The sequence below is a fragment of the Brevundimonas sp. genome (assembly GCF_046293315.1).
GTDB lineage: Bacteria > Pseudomonadota > Alphaproteobacteria > Caulobacterales > Caulobacteraceae > Brevundimonas.
The window spans coordinates 1-19,167 of sequence record NZ_JBKBPF010000017.1 but is presented as its reverse complement, the minus strand read 5'-3'; the positions used below and the strand labels follow the sequence as shown (position 1 = coordinate 19,167).

The window sequence follows — 19,167 nt, the reverse complement described above, 5'->3', positions numbered from 1 at the left end:
AGGCGTGAAGCGATCGGACGGATACTTTCTGGGCGTCGACGGCGGCGGCACGAAGACCGCCTTCGTGCTCATCGACCGCGCGGGTCGGGAAGTCGCCCGCCATGAGGGCGGCTCCAGCTATCACGTCGAGATCGGAGTCGAGGCGCTCCACGTCGTCCTCAACCAGGGGGTCCAGTCGGTTCTGAAACAGGCGGGCGCATCCCCGGCCGATGTCCTCTTCGCCTTCTTCGGCCTGCCCGCCCACGGGGAAGATTCGAAGATCCAGCCCATGCTGGACGTCATTCCGGAAGCCTTGCTGGGCCACCGCCGCTACGCCTGCGGCAATGACATGATCTGCGGATGGGCCGGCTCCCTGGCGGGAGAGGACGGTATCAACATCGTCGCCGGCACAGGCTCCATCGGTTACGGCGAGCATCAGGGCCTGTCGGCGCGCGGCGGCGGCTGGGGCGAGATTTTCTCCGATGAGGGCTCGGCCTACTGGATCGCCGTCCAGGGCCTCAGGGCCTTCTCACGAATGTCGGACGGTCGCCTGCCGCGAGGACCTCTGCACGATCTGATGGTGCGGGAATTTGCACTGGCGACAGACCTCGACCTTTGCGCCCACATCTATTCCCGGAGGACGCCCCAGCGGGATCGGATCGCGGGCGTGTCGCGACTGATTGCGCGGGCTGCGGCGAACGGCGACGAGGCCGCAAGGCGGATTTTCACGGAGGCTGGCCACGAGCTGGCGGAGATCGTGGACTCCATCCGGCGACGGCTGGCGTATCAGCCGGGCGAACGCGTGACCCTGTCGTATTCGGGAGGGGTGTTTCAAAGCGGCGATCTGATCCTCAAGCCATTCACCCAGCGCCTTTCGGCCTGTTCGGCGGACTATCACCTCATTTCGCCCCGCTACAGCCCGGGGATCGGGGCGGCCATCTATGCGGCCCGTCTGGCGGGAGCGCCGCTCCTCATGACCGTCCAAGCGTAGTCGCTGACCTTCGTGACCGCCCGGGAGGCAGTAGAAGGTGCTGATTACGAGAGTTTTTTTCACCTCCGCGCGTCTTCGCCGCCTTGCCGTGTCCGCCGCGCGGCGGATCGCGGCTGGCGGCTTTCGAAGGCGTTTCGACGTTTTCAACAGAACCATATCAGCGGGATAATGGTTTCGTTACGTATCTATTTGACAGTTTCGCGAAACCGTAGTTCCCTTTTGTAGCGTTTTCTTGGCTGTGAACCGAAGCCTCGGACTGGGCCAAGTGGCGTTCGTCGATCATGCGAGCAAAGGGGATCGCAATGTCACGTCGTCTCTCACTTCGAACGACCGCTCTGGCGGGCGTCGGTTTCGCAGCCTTGTTGTCCGCCGGCGCGGCGCACGCCCAGTCAGCCGCTCCTGACGAGGTCGAAACAACGGCTGACCAGGCCCACCTGGTTGACGAGATCGTCGTCGTAGGAACCCGGGCCAGCATCGCCCGCGCGGTGGGGCTGAAGCGCGAATCCGGCACGGTGCAGGACTCCATTAGCGCCCTCGAACTCGGCATGTTCCCTGACGACAACGTCGCCGACTCCCTGAGCCACATCACGGGCGTATCGATTTCGCGCACCGCGGGCGGCGAGGGGCAAAGCGTCAGCGTTCGCGGCCTTGGGCCTGAGTACACGCTCTCGACCTTCAACGGCCGCATCCTGGCCACCGACGGCGCCGGGCGCGATTTTGCCTATGACGTGCTGCCTTCCGACGTGATCAGCGGCGCTGACGTCATCAAGGGCGCGGAAGCGGCGAACACCGAAGGCGCCATCGGCGGCCTGATCAACCTGCGCTCGGCCAGCCCGTTCGATTCCCCCGGCCAGCGGGGCATCATCCGCCTCGAGGGCGATCACAACCGGATGTCCGAGCTGGACGGCCGCAAGCTGTCGGCGGTCTACAGCAACACCTTCCTCGACGGCACGCTCGGCCTTCTGGTCGGCGTCGTGGTCGAGGAGCGCGACGATCGCACCGACGTCGCCGGCAATGACGGCGGCTGGTCGCGCAATGCCGACCCGACCGACGAGAGCTGGCTCTGGGGCAACACCTGGGGCGGGGCGATCGATCCGAACGGAAACGGCGTGCTGGATCCGGAGGAGTACGGCCTCATCGGTCCGGGCCAGTTCCGGGTCGGCTCGATCCTCGAGGAAAAGAGGCGCAACGCCTATACAGCGACTCTGGAATGGCGTCCGAACGACCGCTTCCGCCTGGTCGTCGACGGCCTGTCGACCGAGCTCGACTCGCCGCAGGTCGGCTACCAGCAGTCCTTCTATACGCTCTATGCGCCCGGCCGCTGGTCGAACATGGTGATCGAGGACGGCATCGTCACCAGCTTCGACATGGAGAATCCCGACCCGGAGCTGCGCCTCAATCCGGAACTGCTGAACCAGACCTCCTACCGGGTCGTCGAGACCGAGCTTTACGGCGTGAACGCCCAGTGGGACGTCACGGACAGCCTGACCCTGACCGGCGATGTGTATCGCTCAACGTCCAGCCGGAATTCGGGCGGTCAGGACAGCTACGTCGTTCTGCGGATGAACCAGGCCAATACGGCCCACGTCGAGTTGAACGGCGCCTATGTGCCGGACGTCACGGTCAGTTTCGATGACGGGCGCGATCTGTCCAGCGGGCTGGCCAGCGGCGCGTTCACCGAGTCCGATTTCAACACCCACTATTTCTCCCTTGCCGGCGACAACATCGAGGACGAGATCACCGGCGCCGCCTTCACCGGTCGCTGGACCGCTCACAGAGGGTGGCTCGACAATGTGCAGTTCGGCGTCAACTACACGGATCGCCGGAAGTCGCGGGATCTTATCAACAACTCCCTGACAGGCGGCGCCGACTATTATTCCGGCCAGTACGCGATCAACGTCGGGGCCCTCGGCGGCAACGTCATTTCGAACAGCTTCAATCTGCCCAACTTCATGAGCGAGGTGAACGCGAACTTCCCGCGCACCTTCCTCGCTTTCGACATCGCCAGCTACCAGGCGGCCCTGGCGGCCTATGACGGCAATCCCCGCCCCGGCGGCGGCGTCTACAGCTACGCTGCCGCCGCGCCCGTCTGGAACCCCCTTCAGAGCTATCGGGTCAGCGAGGAATCCTGGGCCGGCTTTGTTCAGGCCAACCTGTCCGGCGAACGCTGGAGCGGCAACATCGGCGTGCGCGTGGTCCAGACGGACACCAGCGCCCAGGCGTGGGACGCCCAGATCCTCGAGATCATCGAGAACGGCGCCTTTAACTATACGGCGGTCTATGACGATCCTAGCGAGATCACCCAGGACAACGACTACACCTATGTTCTGCCGTCCATAAACCTGAACTACCGCATCACGGACGAGCTGCGTCTGCGCCTCGGCGCCGCCAAGACCATGGCCCGTCCCTCGGTCGAGACCCTGGCGCCGACGAACACCACCGAAAGCGTATCCTGGGGCGAGTTCACCCAGATCTACGGGGGCAACGCGGCCCTGAAGCCCTATTCGGCCGTGCAGTATGATGCGTCGCTGGAATACTATTTCCGCCCGAATTCGATCTTCAACATCGCGGTGTTCAAGAAGGACATCGAGGATCAGATCACCACCAGCTGGGAGCCCGGCCAGGACATCGGCGTGCCGGGCTATCTGTTCAACGTCCAGCGACCGATCAACGGCGACACGGCCGAGGTGCACGGCGTTGAGGTCGGTCTGCAGCACTTCATGGACAACGGCTTTGGCGTACGGGCGCAATACACCCGCAACTGGTCCAAGAGCTACGTAGGGGATCTGGAGCGTCCGTTGGAAGGCATCGCGCCGTCGGTCTATTCGCTCGGCCTCTTCTACGAGCGCGGACCGCTGTCCATGAGCGCGTCGGCAGACCACACGGATGGCTTCGTCACCGCAATCAACGTCCTGGGCGAAGGCTACAACGAGGAAGCTGACCCCATCACCTGGGTCACCGCCCACATCTCGTACAGGGTGACGGACAACATCGACATCTCGCTGGAAGGCCAGAACCTGCTGGACGAGGCCAACACCTACTCGATCAACGGCAACCCGCTGTTGCCGCAGGGCTACTACCGCTATGGCGCGTCGTACAAGTTGGGTATGAGCTTCCGGTTCTAGGGCATGGTTCGAGCTGAGACGTAAGGACACGTTTTCAGCTCGTCTCCGGATAAGCGCGCGCGATCGGGACGGGACTGACCAGGCCTTCGGCCTCGTTTCGGTCCCGTCCCGATCCGTTCAGGTCTGGCTCGTGTCCCGGCGAAGCTCTTGTGCTGCAATGCTGTTTTGAACCTGGCCTGGACGGCGTCGGCGCGTTGAACGCCACCATCGACGGCGCGGCATATCGCGAAACCCTGATTGGGCCGTGAGAAGGAACCTCCACCGCAGAGTACCTTCCCATCGGCCCTTCTCGGCAACGGCGGCGGAGGGCCCTGGCCTGGCCAGTTTACGCCCTTTGCCCGGGTGAACTAAAAATACTCTTATAATCAATTACTTGGGGTTGGCCGGCTTGGCTCAGAATCCTTCGGCCGCAGGTCACGCGGGCTGGCCCCCCGCGGCTGGCGCCCCGCCATGCCCGGCCGCGTCATTGAACTGTCTGGCCGGGCCGCTAGAAGAGCCCCGAACCGATAGAGAGAGCCTTCCCGATGGTGAAACGCCTGAGCGCCGCCTTTGCGGCCCTGTCCATTGCGGGCGCTGCGTCCGCGGCCTCGGCCCAGTCCGCCCAACCGGCGAATCGCGACGAGTCGACGCTGGTGGTCATGCTGGTGGTCGACCAGCTCAGCGCCAATCTGTTCAACCAGCACCGCGACCGCTTCACCGGCGGGTTCCGCACCCTGATCGATCAGGGCCGTGTCTACGCCAACGGCTACCACGCCCACGCAGCCACCGAGACCTGCCCCGGCCACGCCACCATCCTGACGGGCGTCCACCCGGGCACGGCCGGCATTTCGGGCAATGACTGGCACGACGCGCAGGCGGGCGAGAAGACCTATTGTCTGGCCTCCGGGACCGCGACCCTCGCCCATGTGCCCGAGGGGGGCGAGCCTACCGACAACGGCCCCGTGGGACCGGAACGCCTGGGCGTCTCGACCCTCGGCGAGTGGCTCAAGGCGACCAGCCCCGACAGCCGGGTCTATGCCGTTTCCGGCAAGGACCGGGGCGCCATCACCCTGGCGGGCCATCAGGGCGACGGCGCCTTCTGGCTGACCGAAGACTTCGGTTTCACCACCTTTGTGCGTCCCGGCGAGACCGCCGAACAGCGTCTGGCCCCCGTGGCCGCCTTCAACGCCGATCTGCGCCAGAGCCTCGGCGCCGGGGAATTGACCTGGGACTACACCTCCGAACAATGCCGTGCGCTTGAGGCCGACTGGACCATCAGCGGCCAGCCGTTCCGCTCGGCCCTGCCGCCCGCGCGGCTGGCCATGGACGTGTCGCCGATCCTGGACGAGATCACCCTGGACGGCGCCGTCATGCTGATCGACACGCAGCAGCTGGGTCAGCGCGGCGTCACCGACATTCTCGGCGTCAGCCTCTCGGCCACCGACCGCATCGGCCACACCTTCGGCAGTCAGGGTCCGGAGATGTGCGAACAGATGCTGCGTCTGGACGCGGCCCTGGGCCAGTTCCTCGATCGGCTGGAGCAACTGCCGGGCCGGGTGGTCGTGGCCCTGACCGCCGACCACGGCGGCGGCGACTTCCCCGAGCGGTGGGCCGCCCAGGGGTTCAGCGAGGCGCGCTGGAGCGGCTACGACCTGATGACCGGCGCGAACGCGGCCATGCGCGAACAGTTCGGGCTCGATCATGATCCGCTGCTGTTCAACAGCGGCTTCTATGTCGTCGACGCCGAAGGCCGCGGCATGTCCGAGCCCCTGCGCGGCGAGGTCGCCGCCGCCGCCGTCGACTGGATCGGCGAACAGCCCATGGTGGCCGGCGCTTTCACCCTGACCGACATTCTGGCCGAGCTCATGCCGCCTCGGGACCTCAGCCCCCAGGAGATGAGCCTGCGCCAGCGTCATCGCCTGAATGCGGTGGCGGGTCGATCAGCCGATGTTCTGGTGTTGCTGGATCCGGGCGTCATGCCGGGGCAGGGGCGTCCCAATTCCTATGTCTCGGGTCACGGCACGCCGTGGGACTATGATCGGCGCGTGCCGATCCTGTTCTGGACCCCGGGCGGCGAGGGCCAGGAGCGGGTGCTGCCGATCATGACCATCGACATCGCCCCGACCCTGGCCGCCGTCATGGGTGTCGACGCCGACGAGGGCGTGGAGGGCCGCTGCCTCGATCTGGGCTGGAGCGGGATGTCCGCCTGTCCCTCCGTCCACTGAGAAGCGGGCATAACTTCATGTTTCGTATGAGGGGCCTCGCCTTTCATGTGGCGGGATTCGACGGCACAAGGGGCGGACAAACCCTTTCACCGATGGAACCCGCATGAACAGAGCCAGGCGCGCGCGCATCGTCGCCACCCTCGGTCCCGCCAGTCGGGCGCCCGGAACCGTCAAGGCCCTGGCCCAGGCGGGGGTGGACGTGTTCCGCCTGAACTTCAGCCACGGCTCGCACGAGGACCACGCCGCCGCGCTCAAGGCCGTACGCGGCGCCGAGATGGCGTTGCAGCGTCCGCTGGGCGTGCTGGCCGACCTGCAGGGGCCCAAGCTGCGTCTGGGCCGCTTCCGGGACGTGGAGATCGACATCGCGCCCGGCCAGCGCCTGCGGCTGGATCTGGACGAGACCCCCGGCGACGAGAGCCGGGTGTGCATGCCGCACCCGGAAATCTTCAAGGCCCTGCGCGAGGATCACCTGCTGTTGCTGGATGACGGCCGCGTGCGCCTGAAGGTGGTCAAGCGGCACGACACCTGGGCCGATGTGGAGGTCCTCAGCGGATCGAAGCTGTCGGACCGCAAGGGCGTTGCTGTGCCCCAGGCCGTCATCCCCGTGTCCGCCCTGACCCCCAAGGACCGCATCGACCTGGCCTTCGCCCTGCGTATCGGTGTCGACTGGGTGGCGCTCTCGTTCGTCCAGAAGGCCGAGGACATGGCCGAGCTGAAGCGGCTGGTGAACGGCCAGGCCGCCTGTCTCGCCAAGATCGAGAAGCCCGCCGCCCTGACCGAGCTGAGCGCTATCCTCGACTATTCCGACGGCGTCATGGTGGCGCGCGGCGATCTGGGGGTCGAACTGGACCCCGAGGACGTGCCGGTGGCCCAGAAGCAGATCCTGCGCATGGCCCGCCAGCGCGGCGTGCCCGCCATCGTCGCCACCCAGATGCTGGAATCCATGACCAGCGCGCCCGCGCCCACTCGCGCCGAGGCGTCAGACGTGGCCAATGCCGTCTATGAGGGCGCCGACGCCCTGATGCTGTCGGCGGAGACCGCCTCGGGCGACTACCCGCTGGAGGCCGTCGGCATGATGAACCGCATCATCGAGCGGGTGGAGCGCGACCCCCTGTGGCCCGGCCTGATGGACGCCGAGCACGCGGGCATGGACGAACACGACGTGGACGCGCTGGTCGCCGCCGCCCGCAAGGCGGCCGAGGCCTCGTCCACCGCCTGCATGGTGGTGTTCACGACGCTGGGCGGCACCGCCCGCCGCATGGCGCGCGAGCGGCCGCTGCAGCCCGTTCTCGCCCTGACCCCCAACCCCGACACCGCCCGGCGCCTGGCGCTGGTCTGGGGGCTTGAGCCCCGTCTGGGCCGCCAGCCGGAGTCGCTGGAGCAGGTCACCGACGACGCGGTCCAGGCGGCCATGGAATACGGCCTCGCCGAGCCCGGCCAGCGCGTCCTCATCCTCGCCGGCACCCCCTTCGGCGCCCCCGGCGCCGCCAACCTCCTCCGCCTCGCCCATGCCCCGGCCAAGGCCAAGCGGAAGCGCTCCAGATAACCTTCTCCCGTTGGGAGAAGGGGGAACCCGCGCACGAAGGCGCTTTAGCGGCTTCGTTCTGGCGCGGGGGATGAGGGTTCAGTGTCAAACGGGTCGCGGCTGACTCCCTCACCCTCCACGCAAGACGCGGCCGACTTCGCATCCCGCTGCGTGGAGCCGGCCCTCTCCCGTCGGGAAAGGGTTTCGTTTTGAGCGAACGGGGCCCACACTACTCCTCTCTTTCCGGTGAGGCGGCATGATCAAATACATCGGCTCCAAGCGCGCCCTGCTGGCCGACATCGCGCGAACGGTGCGCGGTCTGCTGCCGGACGGCGGAGCGGTGTGCGACCTGTTCAGCGGCACCGCCCGCGTCGGCCATGCCCTCAAGGGCGAGGGCTTCACCGTCCACGCCAACGACCTGAACGCCTACGCCCACATGCTGGCCACCTGCTACGTCCAGGCCGACCGCGACCGCTGGGCCGACCAAGCCCAAAAGGTCATCGCCGAACTGTCGGCCATCAAGGGCGAACCCGGCTGGTTCACCCGGGCCTGCTGCGAGGACGCCCGCTTCTTCCATCCCCGCAACGGCGCCCGCATCGACGCCATGCGCGAGCGGATCGAGACCATGGGGCTGGAACCCGAACTCAAGGCCATCGCACTGGTCTCGCTGATGGAGGCCGCCGACCGCGTGGACTCCACCGCCGGCCTGCAGATGGCCTACATGAAGCAGTGGGCGCCCCGCGCCCTCAAGGACATCGAGCTGCGGCTGCCGGCGCTTCAGCCCGCCGTGTCCGGCCCCTGCCGCGCCACCCGCGCCGACGCGCTGGAGATGGCCGGGCAGGTCGAGGCCGATCTGGTCTATCTGGACCCGCCGTACAACCAGCACTCCTACCTGGCCAACTACCACGTCTGGGAAAGTCTGGTCCTCTGGGACAAGCCCGAGACCTACGGCATCGCCAACAAGCGCGTGGACGTGAAGACCCGCAAGAGCCCCTTCAACAGCCGACCGGGCATCCGCGAGGCCATGCGCACGGTGATCGAGCGGCTGGATGCGCCCAATCTGATCGTCTCGTTCAACGACGAGGGCTACCTGTCCCGCGACGATCTGGTCGCCATGCTGTCAGGCCGCGGACACGTCCAGGTCATCGAGATCGCCCGCCCGCGCTATGTGGGCGCGCGCATCGGCATCCATAATCCCAAAGGCGAAAAAGTGGGCGCCGTCGGGCGTCTGCGGAACGTCGAATATCTGTTCGTCGCCACCGCCCAGCCCGTGACCCTGGCGGCTGCCGCATGAGCCGGGAACGCCATCCGTCGATCGACGTTAGGCATCCCATGGATCAGCCGCTCTCCAGCCGCCCGACCGCCGCCCGCCTCAGCCATGCGGACGCCTTCGACACCCTGGCCGCCTGGCGCGCGCCGGAGCCGCGCCACACCCGTTTCGGCGTCGCCAACGACTGGGTCGATGCGCCCGTCGAGACCGCCGCGCCTGATCCCTCAACTATTGACTGGAGGTGGGGCGACCCTGTCTCGCCCAATGCGATCGCCATCGGCGGCGCGCTGATCTCCGCCCTCCTCGGCGCCCTGTTCGGAACCGCCCTCCAGCTCTGAATCTCTCCCTCTCCCAATGGGAGAGGGCTGCGCGCACGGATGCGTTCAGCATCCGTCCTTCGCGCGCAGGGTGAGGGTCGGTGCTTTCTTGCTGACAATCCCGCCCCTCATCCCCCACGCCAGAACCTCCCCCCGGAACAAGTCCGGGGTCCGGTACGCGGGTTCCCCCTTCTCCCAATGGGAGAAGGGTCTAAACCTCCAGCAAGGCCCGGATCGGGGCCCAGGTGCGGCGGTGTTCGGGGCAGGGGCCGTGCGCGCGCAGGGCCTCCTGATGAACCGGCGCATTGTAGCCCTTGTGGCTGGCGAAGCCGTACTGCGGATACAGCCCGTCCATCTCGACCATCACCCGGTCCCGCGCCGTCTTGGCCAGAATCGAGGCCGCCGCGATGGACAGGGACAGGCCGTCGCCGCCCACCACCGTCCTGACCGGGCAGGGCAGGGCGAAGGGGTGGTTGCCGTCCACCAGAGCCACCACCGGGCTCACCGACAACTGCTCGATAGCCCGGCACATGGCCAGCCCGGTGGCCTTGAGGATGTTCACGTCCTCGATCTCGCGCGCCGAGGCGAAGCCCACGCCCCAGGCCACCGCCCGCGCCTTGATCTCGATCTCAAGTCTTGCGCGAGCCTTGGCGGTCAGAACCTTGGAATCATTCAACCCTTCCGGCAGGTCGTCCGGGTTCAGGATCACCGCCGCCGCCGACACCGGTCCGGCCCACGGCCCGCGCCCGGCCTCGTCCACGCCGCACACCGGCGTGGCGCACAGGGCCTCCAGCGTCATGTTGGGCGAGAGCGTCATCAGCGGGCCATAGCCTTTACGGCCTCATGGCGAAAGCACCGGGTCTGGTGATCGTTGACCATCCCCACCGCCTGCATGAACGCATAGGTGATAACCGGACCACAGAACTTGAAGCCCCGCGCCTTCAGCGCCTTGGCCATGGCCTGCGACTGCGCTGTCTGGGTCGGCGCCTCGCGGAAATCGGTCCAGTCGCCCTGCACCGGCGCCCCGTCCACGAAGCTCCACAGCCAGGCCGAGAAGTCCTCACCGTTATCCCGCATATCCAGCCAGATGCGCGCCCCGCCGATGGCCGCGTCGATCTTGGCCCGCGAGCGGATGATGCCCGGATCGGCCAGCAGCCGCGCCCGGTCCTCCTCGCCGTAGCGGGCCACCTTTTCCGGGTCGAACCCGTCGAAGGCCGCTCGCAGGGTCTCGCGCTTTCTCAGGATGGTGATCCACGCCAGCCCGGCCTGGAACCCGTCCAGCACCAGCTTCTCCCACAGGGCGCGCGGATCATACTCCGGCACGCCCCATTCCTCGTCGTGATAGGCGACGTACAGCCGATCGCTGCCGCACCATCCGCACCGCCCTGACTTGTCCGATTCGCTCATGGAGGCAGGGTGCGGTGATCAGGCCGCCCCGACAACCAGCCCCTCTCCCATTGGGAGAGGGATGCGCGCAGCGGGGTGCGTAGCAACTCGCTCCTTCGCGCGCAGGGTGAGGGTCGGGTCTCGCCGCCTGACCCTCAGGCGGTCCACTCCGGCCGCCGCGCCGTCACCGGCCGTCCATCCACGGTCAGGGCGCCGTCCATGCGGTCCAGCCGCATCAGGGCCATGGCCATGCCGTCGCGGCCCGACAGCACCTCGCCCGCGCGCAACTCCCCGTTCAGCACCTCGGCGCCGAAGGGCGGCGGCGGGCCGTCGAAGACGATGGGCAGCATGCGGCTCTTGATGGTCCCGCGCCGCTTCATGCGCGAAGTGGTCTCCTGACCCACGAAACAGCCCTTCCGGAAATCGATGCCGTTCAGCAGGTCCAGATTGGCCTCGATGGGATAGGTCTTGTCGTCGGGCGCATCGCGGGCCGGATCTGGTACGCCCAGCGTGAGACGATGGGCCGCGTAATCGTCGCCGCCGGCGGTCGGGGCATGCGCCCCGCCATAGGCCCGGCCGCCCAGCGCCGGCAGGCGCGGATCGGGCATGAAGCTGTCCGCCTTGCCTTCCCACGCAGCGAACACGGGCTCGTCTGACGCGACGACCTCCACCTTGGCCCGAAGCTTGTAGAGGCCCAGCCGCTGCATCAGCGCCTCGCGCCGGTCGGCCGGGACGTCCAGCAGCACCCCGTCCTCAAGCCCCAGCAGGAACAGGTCCATCAGCATCCGCCCCGGCGGCGACAGCAGGGCGCCGTAGCGCAGTATGCCCGGCGCCAGCGTCTCCACGTCCTGGGTCAGCAGGTTGTGCAGGAACGGCCGGGCGTCCGGTCCGGTGACGCGGACCACGGCGCGGTCCGTCAGTTGCGCGATCTGAAGGCTCATGACGGTGGATATAGGCCGATTGTCGGGGCGGGGGAGGGCGAAACCGGTCCTGTCGCGCGTTATGGTCGTCGCAATGAGTAAACCCTTCCCGATTCTGTATATCGCCGAGACGGACGCCGAGGCCGCGATCCTGTCCTCCGGCGTGCTCGCGTACCTGACCGACAGCGTACCGAATGCGGTGGTCACCGTGGTGGGCTCGCGCGCCTCCGCGCCCCTGTTCGCCGACCTGCCCGGGCTGGAGCGTCTGATCGTGCTGGAGCGCGAGGGCCGGCTGGACTGGATCGGCCTGTGGAACCAGCTGCGCGGGACCGAATGGGGCCTGATCGTGGATCAGCGCGGCAGCCAGATCTCCGGCCGCCTGCGCCGCCAGAAGCGCGCCGTACGCGTCCCCCCTGAGCCCACCGAAGACCCCGTCCATGCGGTGGTCGAGGCCGCCCGCGTTCTGCAGATGGACGAAACACCGGCGCCGCGCCTGTTCTTCGGCGAGGAGACCCTCGCCGCCGCCGACGCCCTGATCGGTCCTGTCGAGGGCCCGGTGCTGGCCGTCGGGCCCGGCGTGGACTGGATCGGCAAACGCTGGCCGGCTGAACGCTTCGCCAAGGTCGCGGCGGCGCTGCTGGGCGACGGCGGGCCTCTGGCGGGTGGGCGGCTACTGATCGTGGGCGATCAGGCCGACCGCGACGCGGCCCACACCATCCGCTTCGCCGTTCACCGTCACCGGGTGATCGAGGCGCAAGGCAAGCTGACCCCGCTCCAGACCGCCGCCGCCCTGTCGCGGGCCAACCTTTATCTGGGCGCGGACTCCCTGTGGACCCAGCTGGCCGTGGCCGCAGGCGTGCCCGCCGTCGCCGTGTTCGGCCCCTCGGACGAGACCCTGGTGGGGCCGTGGCAAGGCCGCTCGGTGCGCGGGCCCCGCACGCTGGACGATTTCCGCGCCATCGACCCCGGCCTGAACCAGCACATCCAGCACATGATGGACCTGCCCGTGGAACCCGTGCTTCAAGCCGCCCGCGACCTGCTGGCGCAGCGCGCGCACGGGGCCTGAAATCCAGAATCCGTCATCCTCGGGCTTGTCCCGAGGACCCATTGGTCCGCATATGCGGGCGACTGACGCGGACCCGCTCTCGCGCCGTCGTCTCGCTTTCGAGGCGCTGACGGGTGGGTCCTCGGGACAAGCCCGAGGATGACGATATGAAGACCAGCTATGACCTGATCGTTCGCGGGGGCGAGGTGGCCAACCACGCCGGACGCGGCCGCGCCGACGTGGGCGTCAGGGACGGCAGGATCGCCGCCATCGGCGACCTGTCTCAGGCGGACGCGGGCGAGATCGTGGACGCCGCGGGCCTGACGGTCCTGCCCGGCGTCATCGACACTCAGGTCCACTTCCGCGAACCGGGCCTGGAGTGGAAAGAGGATCTTGAGACCGGCTCGCGCGCCGCCGCCCTGGGCGGGGTGGTGGCCGTGTTCGAGATGCCGAACACCAATCCCAACACCACCGATCCGGCCACCCTGGAAGACAAGCTGCACCGCGCCCGCGACCGCATGTGGACCGACCACGCCTTCTACATCGGCGGCACCCACGAGAACGCCGACTATCTGGGCGAGCTGGAGCGGTTGCCCGGCTGCTGCGGGGTCAAGGTGTTCATGGGCGCCTCCACCGGCGACCTGCTGATCGCCGACGACGACGGGGTGCGAAAGGTGCTGAAGAACGTGGCCCGCCGCGCCACCTTCCACTCCGAGGACGAGTACCGGCTGGAGGAGCGCCGCGGCCTGGCCCGCGCCGGCGACTGGACCAGCCACCCGGAGGTGCGCGACGCCGAAAGCGCCATCCTGTCCACCCGCCGTCTGGTGGGGCTGGCCCGCGAGGTCGGCCGCCGCATCCATGTGCTGCACGTCACCACGGCGCAGGAGATCGAGTATCTGGCGCAGCACAAGGACGTGGCCACCGTCGAGGTCACGCCCCAGCACCTGACGCTGGAAGCGCCGGAAGCCTACGAACGCCTCAAGGGCCTGGCCCAGATGAACCCGCCCATCCGCTCGGCTGAACACGTGGCCGGCCTGTGGCGCGGCATCGATCAGGGGATCGTGGACGTGCTGGGCTCGGACCACGCCCCCCACACGCTGGAGGAAAAGGCCCGGCCCTATCCGGCCTCGCCCTCGGGCATGCCGGGGGTCCAGACCCTGGTCCCGGTGATGCTGACCCATGTGGCCAACGGCAAGATGAGCCTCGAGCGCTTCATCGACCTGACCTCGGCGGGCGCCCAGCGCATCTTCAACATCGCCGGCAAGGGGCGTCTGGCCGTGGGCTATGACGCCGACCTGACGCTGGTGGACCTGAAGGCGAAGCGCACCATTACCCACGCCGACATGGCCACCCGCTCCGCCTGGACCCCCTTCGACGGCTTCGAGGCGACGGGCTGGGCCATGGCGACCATCGTGCGCGGCCGCGTGGTCATGAAGGACGGCGAGTTGCTCGGCCACGCTCACGGCCGCCCGGTGCGCTTCCAGGAAACGCTGACGGCTTAAGATCCCTCTCCCCTTGAGGGAGAGGGCTGCGCGCAGCGGTATGCTTCAGCAGACCGCTCCTTCGCGCGCAGGGTGAGGGGTGAAGCGGTTCAGCAATGACCCGCGACCAGTGAAGCTGAACCATACCCCTCATCCGACCCGCTCCGCGGGCCACCTTCTCCCGCAAGGGGAGAAGGAAAGCGTCCGTGCTGTCCGCACCCTTTGCCGCAACGCCCGCCGCCCGCTATATCCCACCGCTTCCCCGAACCGCGCACGGACACCATGGCCCGCATTCTCGTCACCTCGGCTCTGCCCTACATCAACGGCGTCAAGCATCTGGGCAACCTGGCGGGCTCCATGCTGCCCGCCGACGTGTGGTCGCGCTTCAAGCGGGCCCAGGGCCACGAGGTGCTCTACGTCTGCGCCACCGACGAGCACGGCACGCCGGCCGAGCTGGCCGCCGCCGCCGCCGGTCAGGACGTGAAGACCTATTGCGACGAGCAGCATCAGGTCCAGAAGGCGGCGGGCGAAGCCTTCGGCCTCAGCTACGATGTGTTCGGCCGCTCCTCCAACGCGCCCAACCACCGCATGACCCAGCACTTCGCAAAGGTGCTGGAGGACAATGGCCTGATCGAGGAGCGGGTGGATCGCATGATCTACTCCATCGACGACGGCCGCTTCCTGCCCGACCGCTATGTGGAGGGGACCTGCCCCCACTGCGCCTATGAAAAGGCGCGCGGCGACCAGTGCGACAACTGCGGCCGCCTGCTGGACCCCACCGATCTGAAGGATCCCTATTCGGCCGTCTCGGGCAGCCGCAACCTGGAGGTGCGCGACACCCGCCACCTGTATCTATTGCAGACGAAGGTCGCCGACACCGTGCGCGGCTGGGTCGATGAGCGGTCGCCCAGCTGGCAGCCGCTGGCCCGCTCCATCGCCTACAAGCATCTGGACGAGGGCCTGATCGACCGGGGCATCACCCGCGACCTCAAATGGGGCGTGCCGGTGGTGGGCGCCGACGGCGGACCGCGCCCGGGGCTGGAGGGCAAGGTGTTCTACGTCTGGTTCGACGCCCCCATCGAATACATCGCCGCCACCGAGGAGTGGGCCGACACGTCCGGCGGCGACTGGCGCTCATGGTGGCGTCTGGACGAGGGCGCCGAAGACGTCCGCTACGTCCAGTTCATGGGCAAGGACAATGTGGCCTTCCACACGGTCAGCTTCCCGGCCACCATCCTCGGCTCCGGCGAGCCGTGGAAGACCGTCGACCAGCTCAAGGCCTTCAACTGGCTCAACTGGTACGGCGGCAAATTCTCCACTTCGCAGGGCCGCGGCGTGTTCATGGATCAGGCGCTGGCGCTGCTGCCCGCCGACTACTGGCGCTGGCATCTGACCGCCTACGGCCCCGAGCATTCCGACACCGCCTTCACCTGGGAGCAGTTCCAGGGCGCGGTGAACAAGGATCTGGCCGACGTGCTGGGCAATTTCGTCAACCGCATCGTCAAATTCGCCGAGAGCCGCTTCGACGGCGTGGTCCCCGACGGCGGCGAGCCCGGTCCGGTGGAGGCCAAACTCGAGGCTGACGTGACGGCCGCCCTGGCCACCCTGACCGCCGAGTTCGAGGCCATGGAGTTCCGCAAGGCCGGTCAGGCCCTGCGCGCCCTGTGGGTGCTGGGCAACGAGTACCTTCAGGAAGCCGCCCCTTGGACCGCCTTCAAGACCGACCGCGACCGCGCCGCCGTGGGCGTGCGCACCGGTCTCAATCTGGTGGCCCTGTTCGCCCGCGTCTCGGCCCCGGTCCTGCCGTTCACCGCCGAACACATCGGCGCCACCGTGGGCCAGACCGACCTGACCTGGCCCGAGCCCGACGCCAGCCTGCTGGACCTCCTGCCGCGGGGCCGCCCGGTCTCGGCGCCCGAGGTGCTGTTCAAGAAGATCGAGGACGCCCAGGTCGCCGAGTGGGCGGAACGCTTCGGCGGCGGCGACGCTTGATGCCGTAAGCTTGCCCGGAGCCGCCAATGATCATGATGTTCGGCCTTCTCATGGGCGCCCTGTCGCAGCCCTCTTTCAATTGCGACCGGGCCGAGACCGGAACGGAGCGGGCGATCTGCGCCGATGCCGACCTGTCCCGTCAGGACCTTGAACTGGCGACCCTGTATCGCGATGTGCGCGACCGACTGTCGCCCGAGGCACGGGACGCCCTGCGCCAGGACCAGCGATGGTTCCTCGGCGCGCGGGATCAGTGGTTCGAAAACCGTGACCGCTGGGCCGGATTCCCAACCCTGGCCGAGCGGATGGAAGAGCGGTCAGAGTTTCTGGAGTCCATCGACGCCGAGGCGCGCGGCTGGACGGGACGATGGCGCAATGCGGCCGGCGCGCTGAACATCACGGAACATGAGGGGCGGCTGACGCTGGCCTTCAACACCGCCCATCCGGCGAACGCGCGGTGGCTATGCGACGTCAGCCTGACCGGCGAGCCGGTGGAGGGCGTGATCGAGGGGCCGGCCGACACCGATGAGAGTTATCGCCTGTCCGCCCGCCTTCTGGGAGATGTGATCCAGGTTGAGGAAACCCCCGTGGAAGGCCACGGCGGGCCGCCCGAGTACTGCGGCGCCAACGGCTTCGTCGGCGGGTCCTTTTTCCGCGTCAGGGACTGACGGCCGCCGGTTCCGCACGCCGCTCCGCTCCGCCCGGCAGGCCTTCGGCGGTATGGCCCTCGTCCGCGCCCGCGTGGCGCAGGTGCTTGGCCTGTTCCTCCGGCCCGATGTCCAGCCACGATCCGATCATGAATTCGTTGTGCGCCTCGGTGTTGCCCAGCCGCACGACGGTCGAGCGATAGCCGTCCCAGATCATGTGCAGCGCCACGTAAAGCACGATCACCAGACCCACATAGGCGATCCAGCGGTGCTTGTTCAGCAGGCGGGCGATGAAGGTCGCCGCCACGCCCATCAGGGCGATGGACAGGATCAGGCCGAACACCATGATCCACGGGTGGTCATGGCTGGCCCCGGCCACGGCCAGCACATTGTCCAGGCTCATGGCCACGTCGGCGATCATGATCTGCAGCAGGGCCGCGCCGAACGTCTTGCGCTTGATGCCCATCTCCTCGGGCGTCGCCGCGCCTCCGTGATGGGCGGCCAGGGCCTTTTCCATTTCCTCGGTGGATTCGGCCTGGTCGTGGGTGCGCTGCTCCTGAAGCTCGCGCCACATCTTCCAGCACACCCACAGCAGCAGGAACCCGCCCGCCATCAACAGGCCGACGATGGCCAGCAACTGGATGGTGATCAGGGCGAAGCCGATGCGCAGCACCACCGCCGCAGCCAGGCCGATGATGATGGCCTTCCTGCGCTGGTCTGCGGGCAGGGCGGCGGCGGCCAGCCCCACGGCCACGGCGTTGTCCCCGGCCAGCACCAGGTCGATCATCAGCACCTGGCCGAGGGCGACCATCTGGCTCGCGAATTCGGGCGAGGAGAAAAATTCGAACATCGCTGTCCTCTAGTCCCGCCGCCGGGCCATCTGCAACGCTTGTTTCAGCCCCGAAGCGTCTGCGCCCGCGTCGCCTCATAAAGCGCGATGGCCGCCGCGTTGGACACGTTCAGGCTCTCGAACCCGCCCGGCATGGGGATCTTCGCCAACACCTCGCAGTGCTCGGCCACCAGCCGGCGGATGCCGTCGCCTTCGGAGCCCATGACGATGACCGTAGGCCGTCCGTCCAGCGCCGCGTCCAGCGTCATCTCGGCCGAGCCGTCCATGCCCACCGCACGCCATCCCAGATCGTTCAGCCGCTCCAGCGCCCGGCTCAGATTCGTCGCCCGCACGCAGGGCAGGCGCTCGGTCGCCCCCGCCGCCGCCTTGGCCAGCGCCCCGGCCAGCGCCGGCGAATGCCGGTCCTGAACCACGATGCCCTTCGCCCCGAACGCCAGGGCCGAGCGGAACACCGCGCCCACGTTCTGGGGATCGGTGATCTGGTCCAGCATGACGATCACGCCCTCGGCGGGCTCGGCGATCTCTTCCAGGGTCACCCCTTCCAGCGGCGCCACCTTGAACACCAGCCCCTGATGCACCGCCCCGGGCGGGACCATGCGGGCCAGCGTCGGGCCGTCCATGACCTCGATCTGGTGGCCGTGGTTCAGGCCGCCGGACGCCAGCTCCTCGGCTCGCTCCGGGGTGGCCAGCAGGCGGCCCATGCCCTTGCGCGCCGGATTGGCCAGGGCGGCCAGCACCGGGTGCCGGCCCCAGATCAGATTGTCCGGCTCCACCTTCTGGCGCGGCGCCCTCGGCGCCGAATCTCTCGGCCCTGTCGAGTCGCTTTTCGGCGCCCAGGCTCGTTCGGGCCGGGGTTTGAAGCCCTGCGTTTTCTTGGGTTTCCGGTCGTTGCGTTCGCGGTTCGACGACACTATAAGACGCGCTCCGATTTGGGGGCCACCCGGCCCTCGGGTCCGGCGCCTCCCATATACGAGGCTGTCTGGAACACCGAGGGCTTTTGTTTGTACGGGTCATTTCGACCTGTCCGGACGAAGGCAGGGCGGTCCTGAAAGCGGCGCGTCGGGGGAATGTCCCGAGTGGCAAAGGGGGCGGACTGTAAATCCGCTGCGTAAGCTTCGTAGGTTCGAGTCCTACTTCCCCCACCACGCGCCCTTGCAGGATCGACCGACGGACGGCTTTCGGGTCGGATACGGGTGCGGGCCTGCCCGCGCTCCATGCGCGGGTATAGCACAATGGTAGTGCAGCAGCCTTCCAAGCTGAGGATGTCGGTTCGATCCCGTCTACCCGCTCCAGTTTCTGCTGATTAATGCAAACACGCCCCTCCCTTACGACGCGGGACCTGGGCCACAGGAGTTTTGGCCATGGCCAAGGAAAAGTTCGAACGTAACAAGCCGCACTGCAACATCGGCACGATCGGCCACGTTGACCACGGCAAGAC

General features: G+C 67.8%; 16 protein-coding genes and 2 tRNA genes. 13 read left to right on the top strand and 5 right to left on the bottom strand.

What is annotated here, in order from left to right; all coding sequences use genetic code 11:
* The first annotated feature begins 4 nt into the window (after positions 1 to 4).
* From ACK4SE_RS13170 to ACK4SE_RS13145, 6 genes are all read left to right on the top strand, one after another.
* Positions 5 to 970, top strand: coding sequence for an N-acetylglucosamine kinase (locus ACK4SE_RS13170; RefSeq protein WP_409693543.1), 966 nt, complete (start codon positions 5 to 7; stop codon positions 968 to 970).
* A gap of 302 nt (positions 971 to 1,272) precedes the next feature.
* Positions 1,273 to 4,095: a TonB-dependent receptor gene (locus ACK4SE_RS13165; RefSeq protein WP_409693541.1), complete on the top strand. Its 2,823-nt coding sequence runs from the start codon at positions 1,273 to 1,275 to the stop codon at positions 4,093 to 4,095.
* Positions 4,096 to 4,619: 524 nt separating this feature from the next.
* Positions 4,620 to 6,299, top strand: a complete 1,680-nt coding sequence (locus tag ACK4SE_RS13160) for an alkaline phosphatase family protein (protein ID WP_409693538.1) — start codon at positions 4,620 to 4,622, stop codon at positions 6,297 to 6,299.
* Positions 6,300 to 6,402: 103 nt separating this feature from the next.
* On the top strand, positions 6,403 to 7,845 hold the full coding sequence (gene pyk / locus ACK4SE_RS13155) for a pyruvate kinase (protein WP_409693536.1): 1,443 nt from the start codon (positions 6,403 to 6,405) through the stop codon (positions 7,843 to 7,845).
* 235 nt (positions 7,846 to 8,080) lie between these two features.
* On the top strand, positions 8,081 to 9,118 hold the full coding sequence (locus ACK4SE_RS13150; RefSeq protein ID WP_409693533.1) for a DNA adenine methylase: 1,038 nt from the start codon (positions 8,081 to 8,083) through the stop codon (positions 9,116 to 9,118).
* On the top strand, positions 9,115 to 9,432 hold the full coding sequence (locus ACK4SE_RS13145; protein WP_409693530.1) for a hypothetical protein: 318 nt from the start codon (positions 9,115 to 9,117) through the stop codon (positions 9,430 to 9,432). Before ACK4SE_RS13150 ends, ACK4SE_RS13145 begins: the two co-directional genes overlap by 4 nt.
* A 190-nt stretch (positions 9,433 to 9,622) precedes the next feature.
* Here the strand turns inward: ACK4SE_RS13145 and ACK4SE_RS13140 are convergent, their stop codons facing one another.
* From ACK4SE_RS13140 to ACK4SE_RS13130, 3 genes are all read right to left on the bottom strand, one after another.
* The gene (locus tag ACK4SE_RS13140) at positions 9,623 to 10,228 is read right to left on the bottom strand and encodes a ribonuclease HII (RefSeq protein WP_409693527.1); all 606 of its coding nucleotides are present in this window, start codon (positions 10,226 to 10,228) and stop codon (positions 9,623 to 9,625) included.
* On the bottom strand, positions 10,228 to 10,818 hold the full coding sequence (locus tag ACK4SE_RS13135) for a DNA-3-methyladenine glycosylase I (RefSeq protein ID WP_409693525.1): 591 nt from the start codon (positions 10,816 to 10,818) through the stop codon (positions 10,228 to 10,230). The genes ACK4SE_RS13140 and ACK4SE_RS13135 overlap by 1 nt, the downstream gene beginning before the upstream one ends.
* A 134-nt stretch (positions 10,819 to 10,952) precedes the next feature.
* A complete protein-coding gene (locus ACK4SE_RS13130) occupies positions 10,953 to 11,738 on the bottom strand; it encodes a YgfZ/GcvT domain-containing protein (RefSeq protein WP_409693522.1) in 786 nt (261 codons plus the stop codon).
* Between the two features lie 73 nt (positions 11,739 to 11,811).
* Between ACK4SE_RS13130 and ACK4SE_RS13125 the strand changes: the two genes are divergently transcribed.
* The 4 genes from ACK4SE_RS13125 (at position 11,812) to ACK4SE_RS13110 (ending at position 16,900) form a co-directional block, all read left to right on the top strand.
* The gene (locus ACK4SE_RS13125; RefSeq protein ID WP_409693520.1) at positions 11,812 to 12,783 is read left to right on the top strand and encodes a glycosyltransferase family 9 protein; all 972 of its coding nucleotides are present in this window, start codon (positions 11,812 to 11,814) and stop codon (positions 12,781 to 12,783) included.
* A gap of 146 nt (positions 12,784 to 12,929) precedes the next feature.
* Complete coding sequence (locus ACK4SE_RS13120; protein WP_409693517.1) at positions 12,930 to 14,264, top strand: dihydroorotase; 1,335 nt, start codon at positions 12,930 to 12,932, stop codon at positions 14,262 to 14,264.
* A gap of 261 nt (positions 14,265 to 14,525) precedes the next feature.
* Complete coding sequence (gene metG / locus ACK4SE_RS13115) at positions 14,526 to 16,235, top strand: methionine--tRNA ligase (RefSeq protein ID WP_409693514.1); 1,710 nt, start codon at positions 14,526 to 14,528, stop codon at positions 16,233 to 16,235.
* Positions 16,236 to 16,261: 26 nt separating this feature from the next.
* Positions 16,262 to 16,900 (top strand): lysozyme inhibitor LprI family protein, encoded by a 639-nt coding sequence (locus ACK4SE_RS13110; protein WP_409693511.1) that lies wholly within the window; start codon positions 16,262 to 16,264, stop codon positions 16,898 to 16,900.
* Here the strand turns inward: ACK4SE_RS13110 and ACK4SE_RS13105 are convergent.
* Positions 16,890 to 17,729: a TerC family protein gene (locus ACK4SE_RS13105; protein WP_409693508.1), complete on the bottom strand. Its 840-nt coding sequence runs from the start codon at positions 17,727 to 17,729 to the stop codon at positions 16,890 to 16,892. The genes ACK4SE_RS13110 and ACK4SE_RS13105 overlap by 11 nt on opposite strands.
* A 44-nt stretch (positions 17,730 to 17,773) precedes the next feature.
* Positions 17,774 to 18,640: a 23S rRNA (guanosine(2251)-2'-O)-methyltransferase RlmB gene (gene rlmB, locus ACK4SE_RS13100; RefSeq protein ID WP_409693506.1), complete on the bottom strand. Its 867-nt coding sequence runs from the start codon at positions 18,638 to 18,640 to the stop codon at positions 17,774 to 17,776.
* Between the two features lie 150 nt (positions 18,641 to 18,790).
* On the opposite strand from rlmB, the gene ACK4SE_RS13095 reads away from it, so the two are divergent.
* The 3 genes from ACK4SE_RS13095 to ACK4SE_RS13085 form a co-directional block, all read left to right on the top strand.
* Positions 18,791 to 18,874 (top strand) — tRNA-Tyr (locus tag ACK4SE_RS13095).
* Between the two features lie 73 nt (positions 18,875 to 18,947).
* Positions 18,948 to 19,021 (top strand) — tRNA-Gly (locus ACK4SE_RS13090).
* Between the two features lie 69 nt (positions 19,022 to 19,090).
* The coding region (locus ACK4SE_RS13085; RefSeq protein WP_245158267.1) for a hypothetical protein at positions 19,091 to 19,167 on the top strand (77 nt) is incomplete at its 3' end.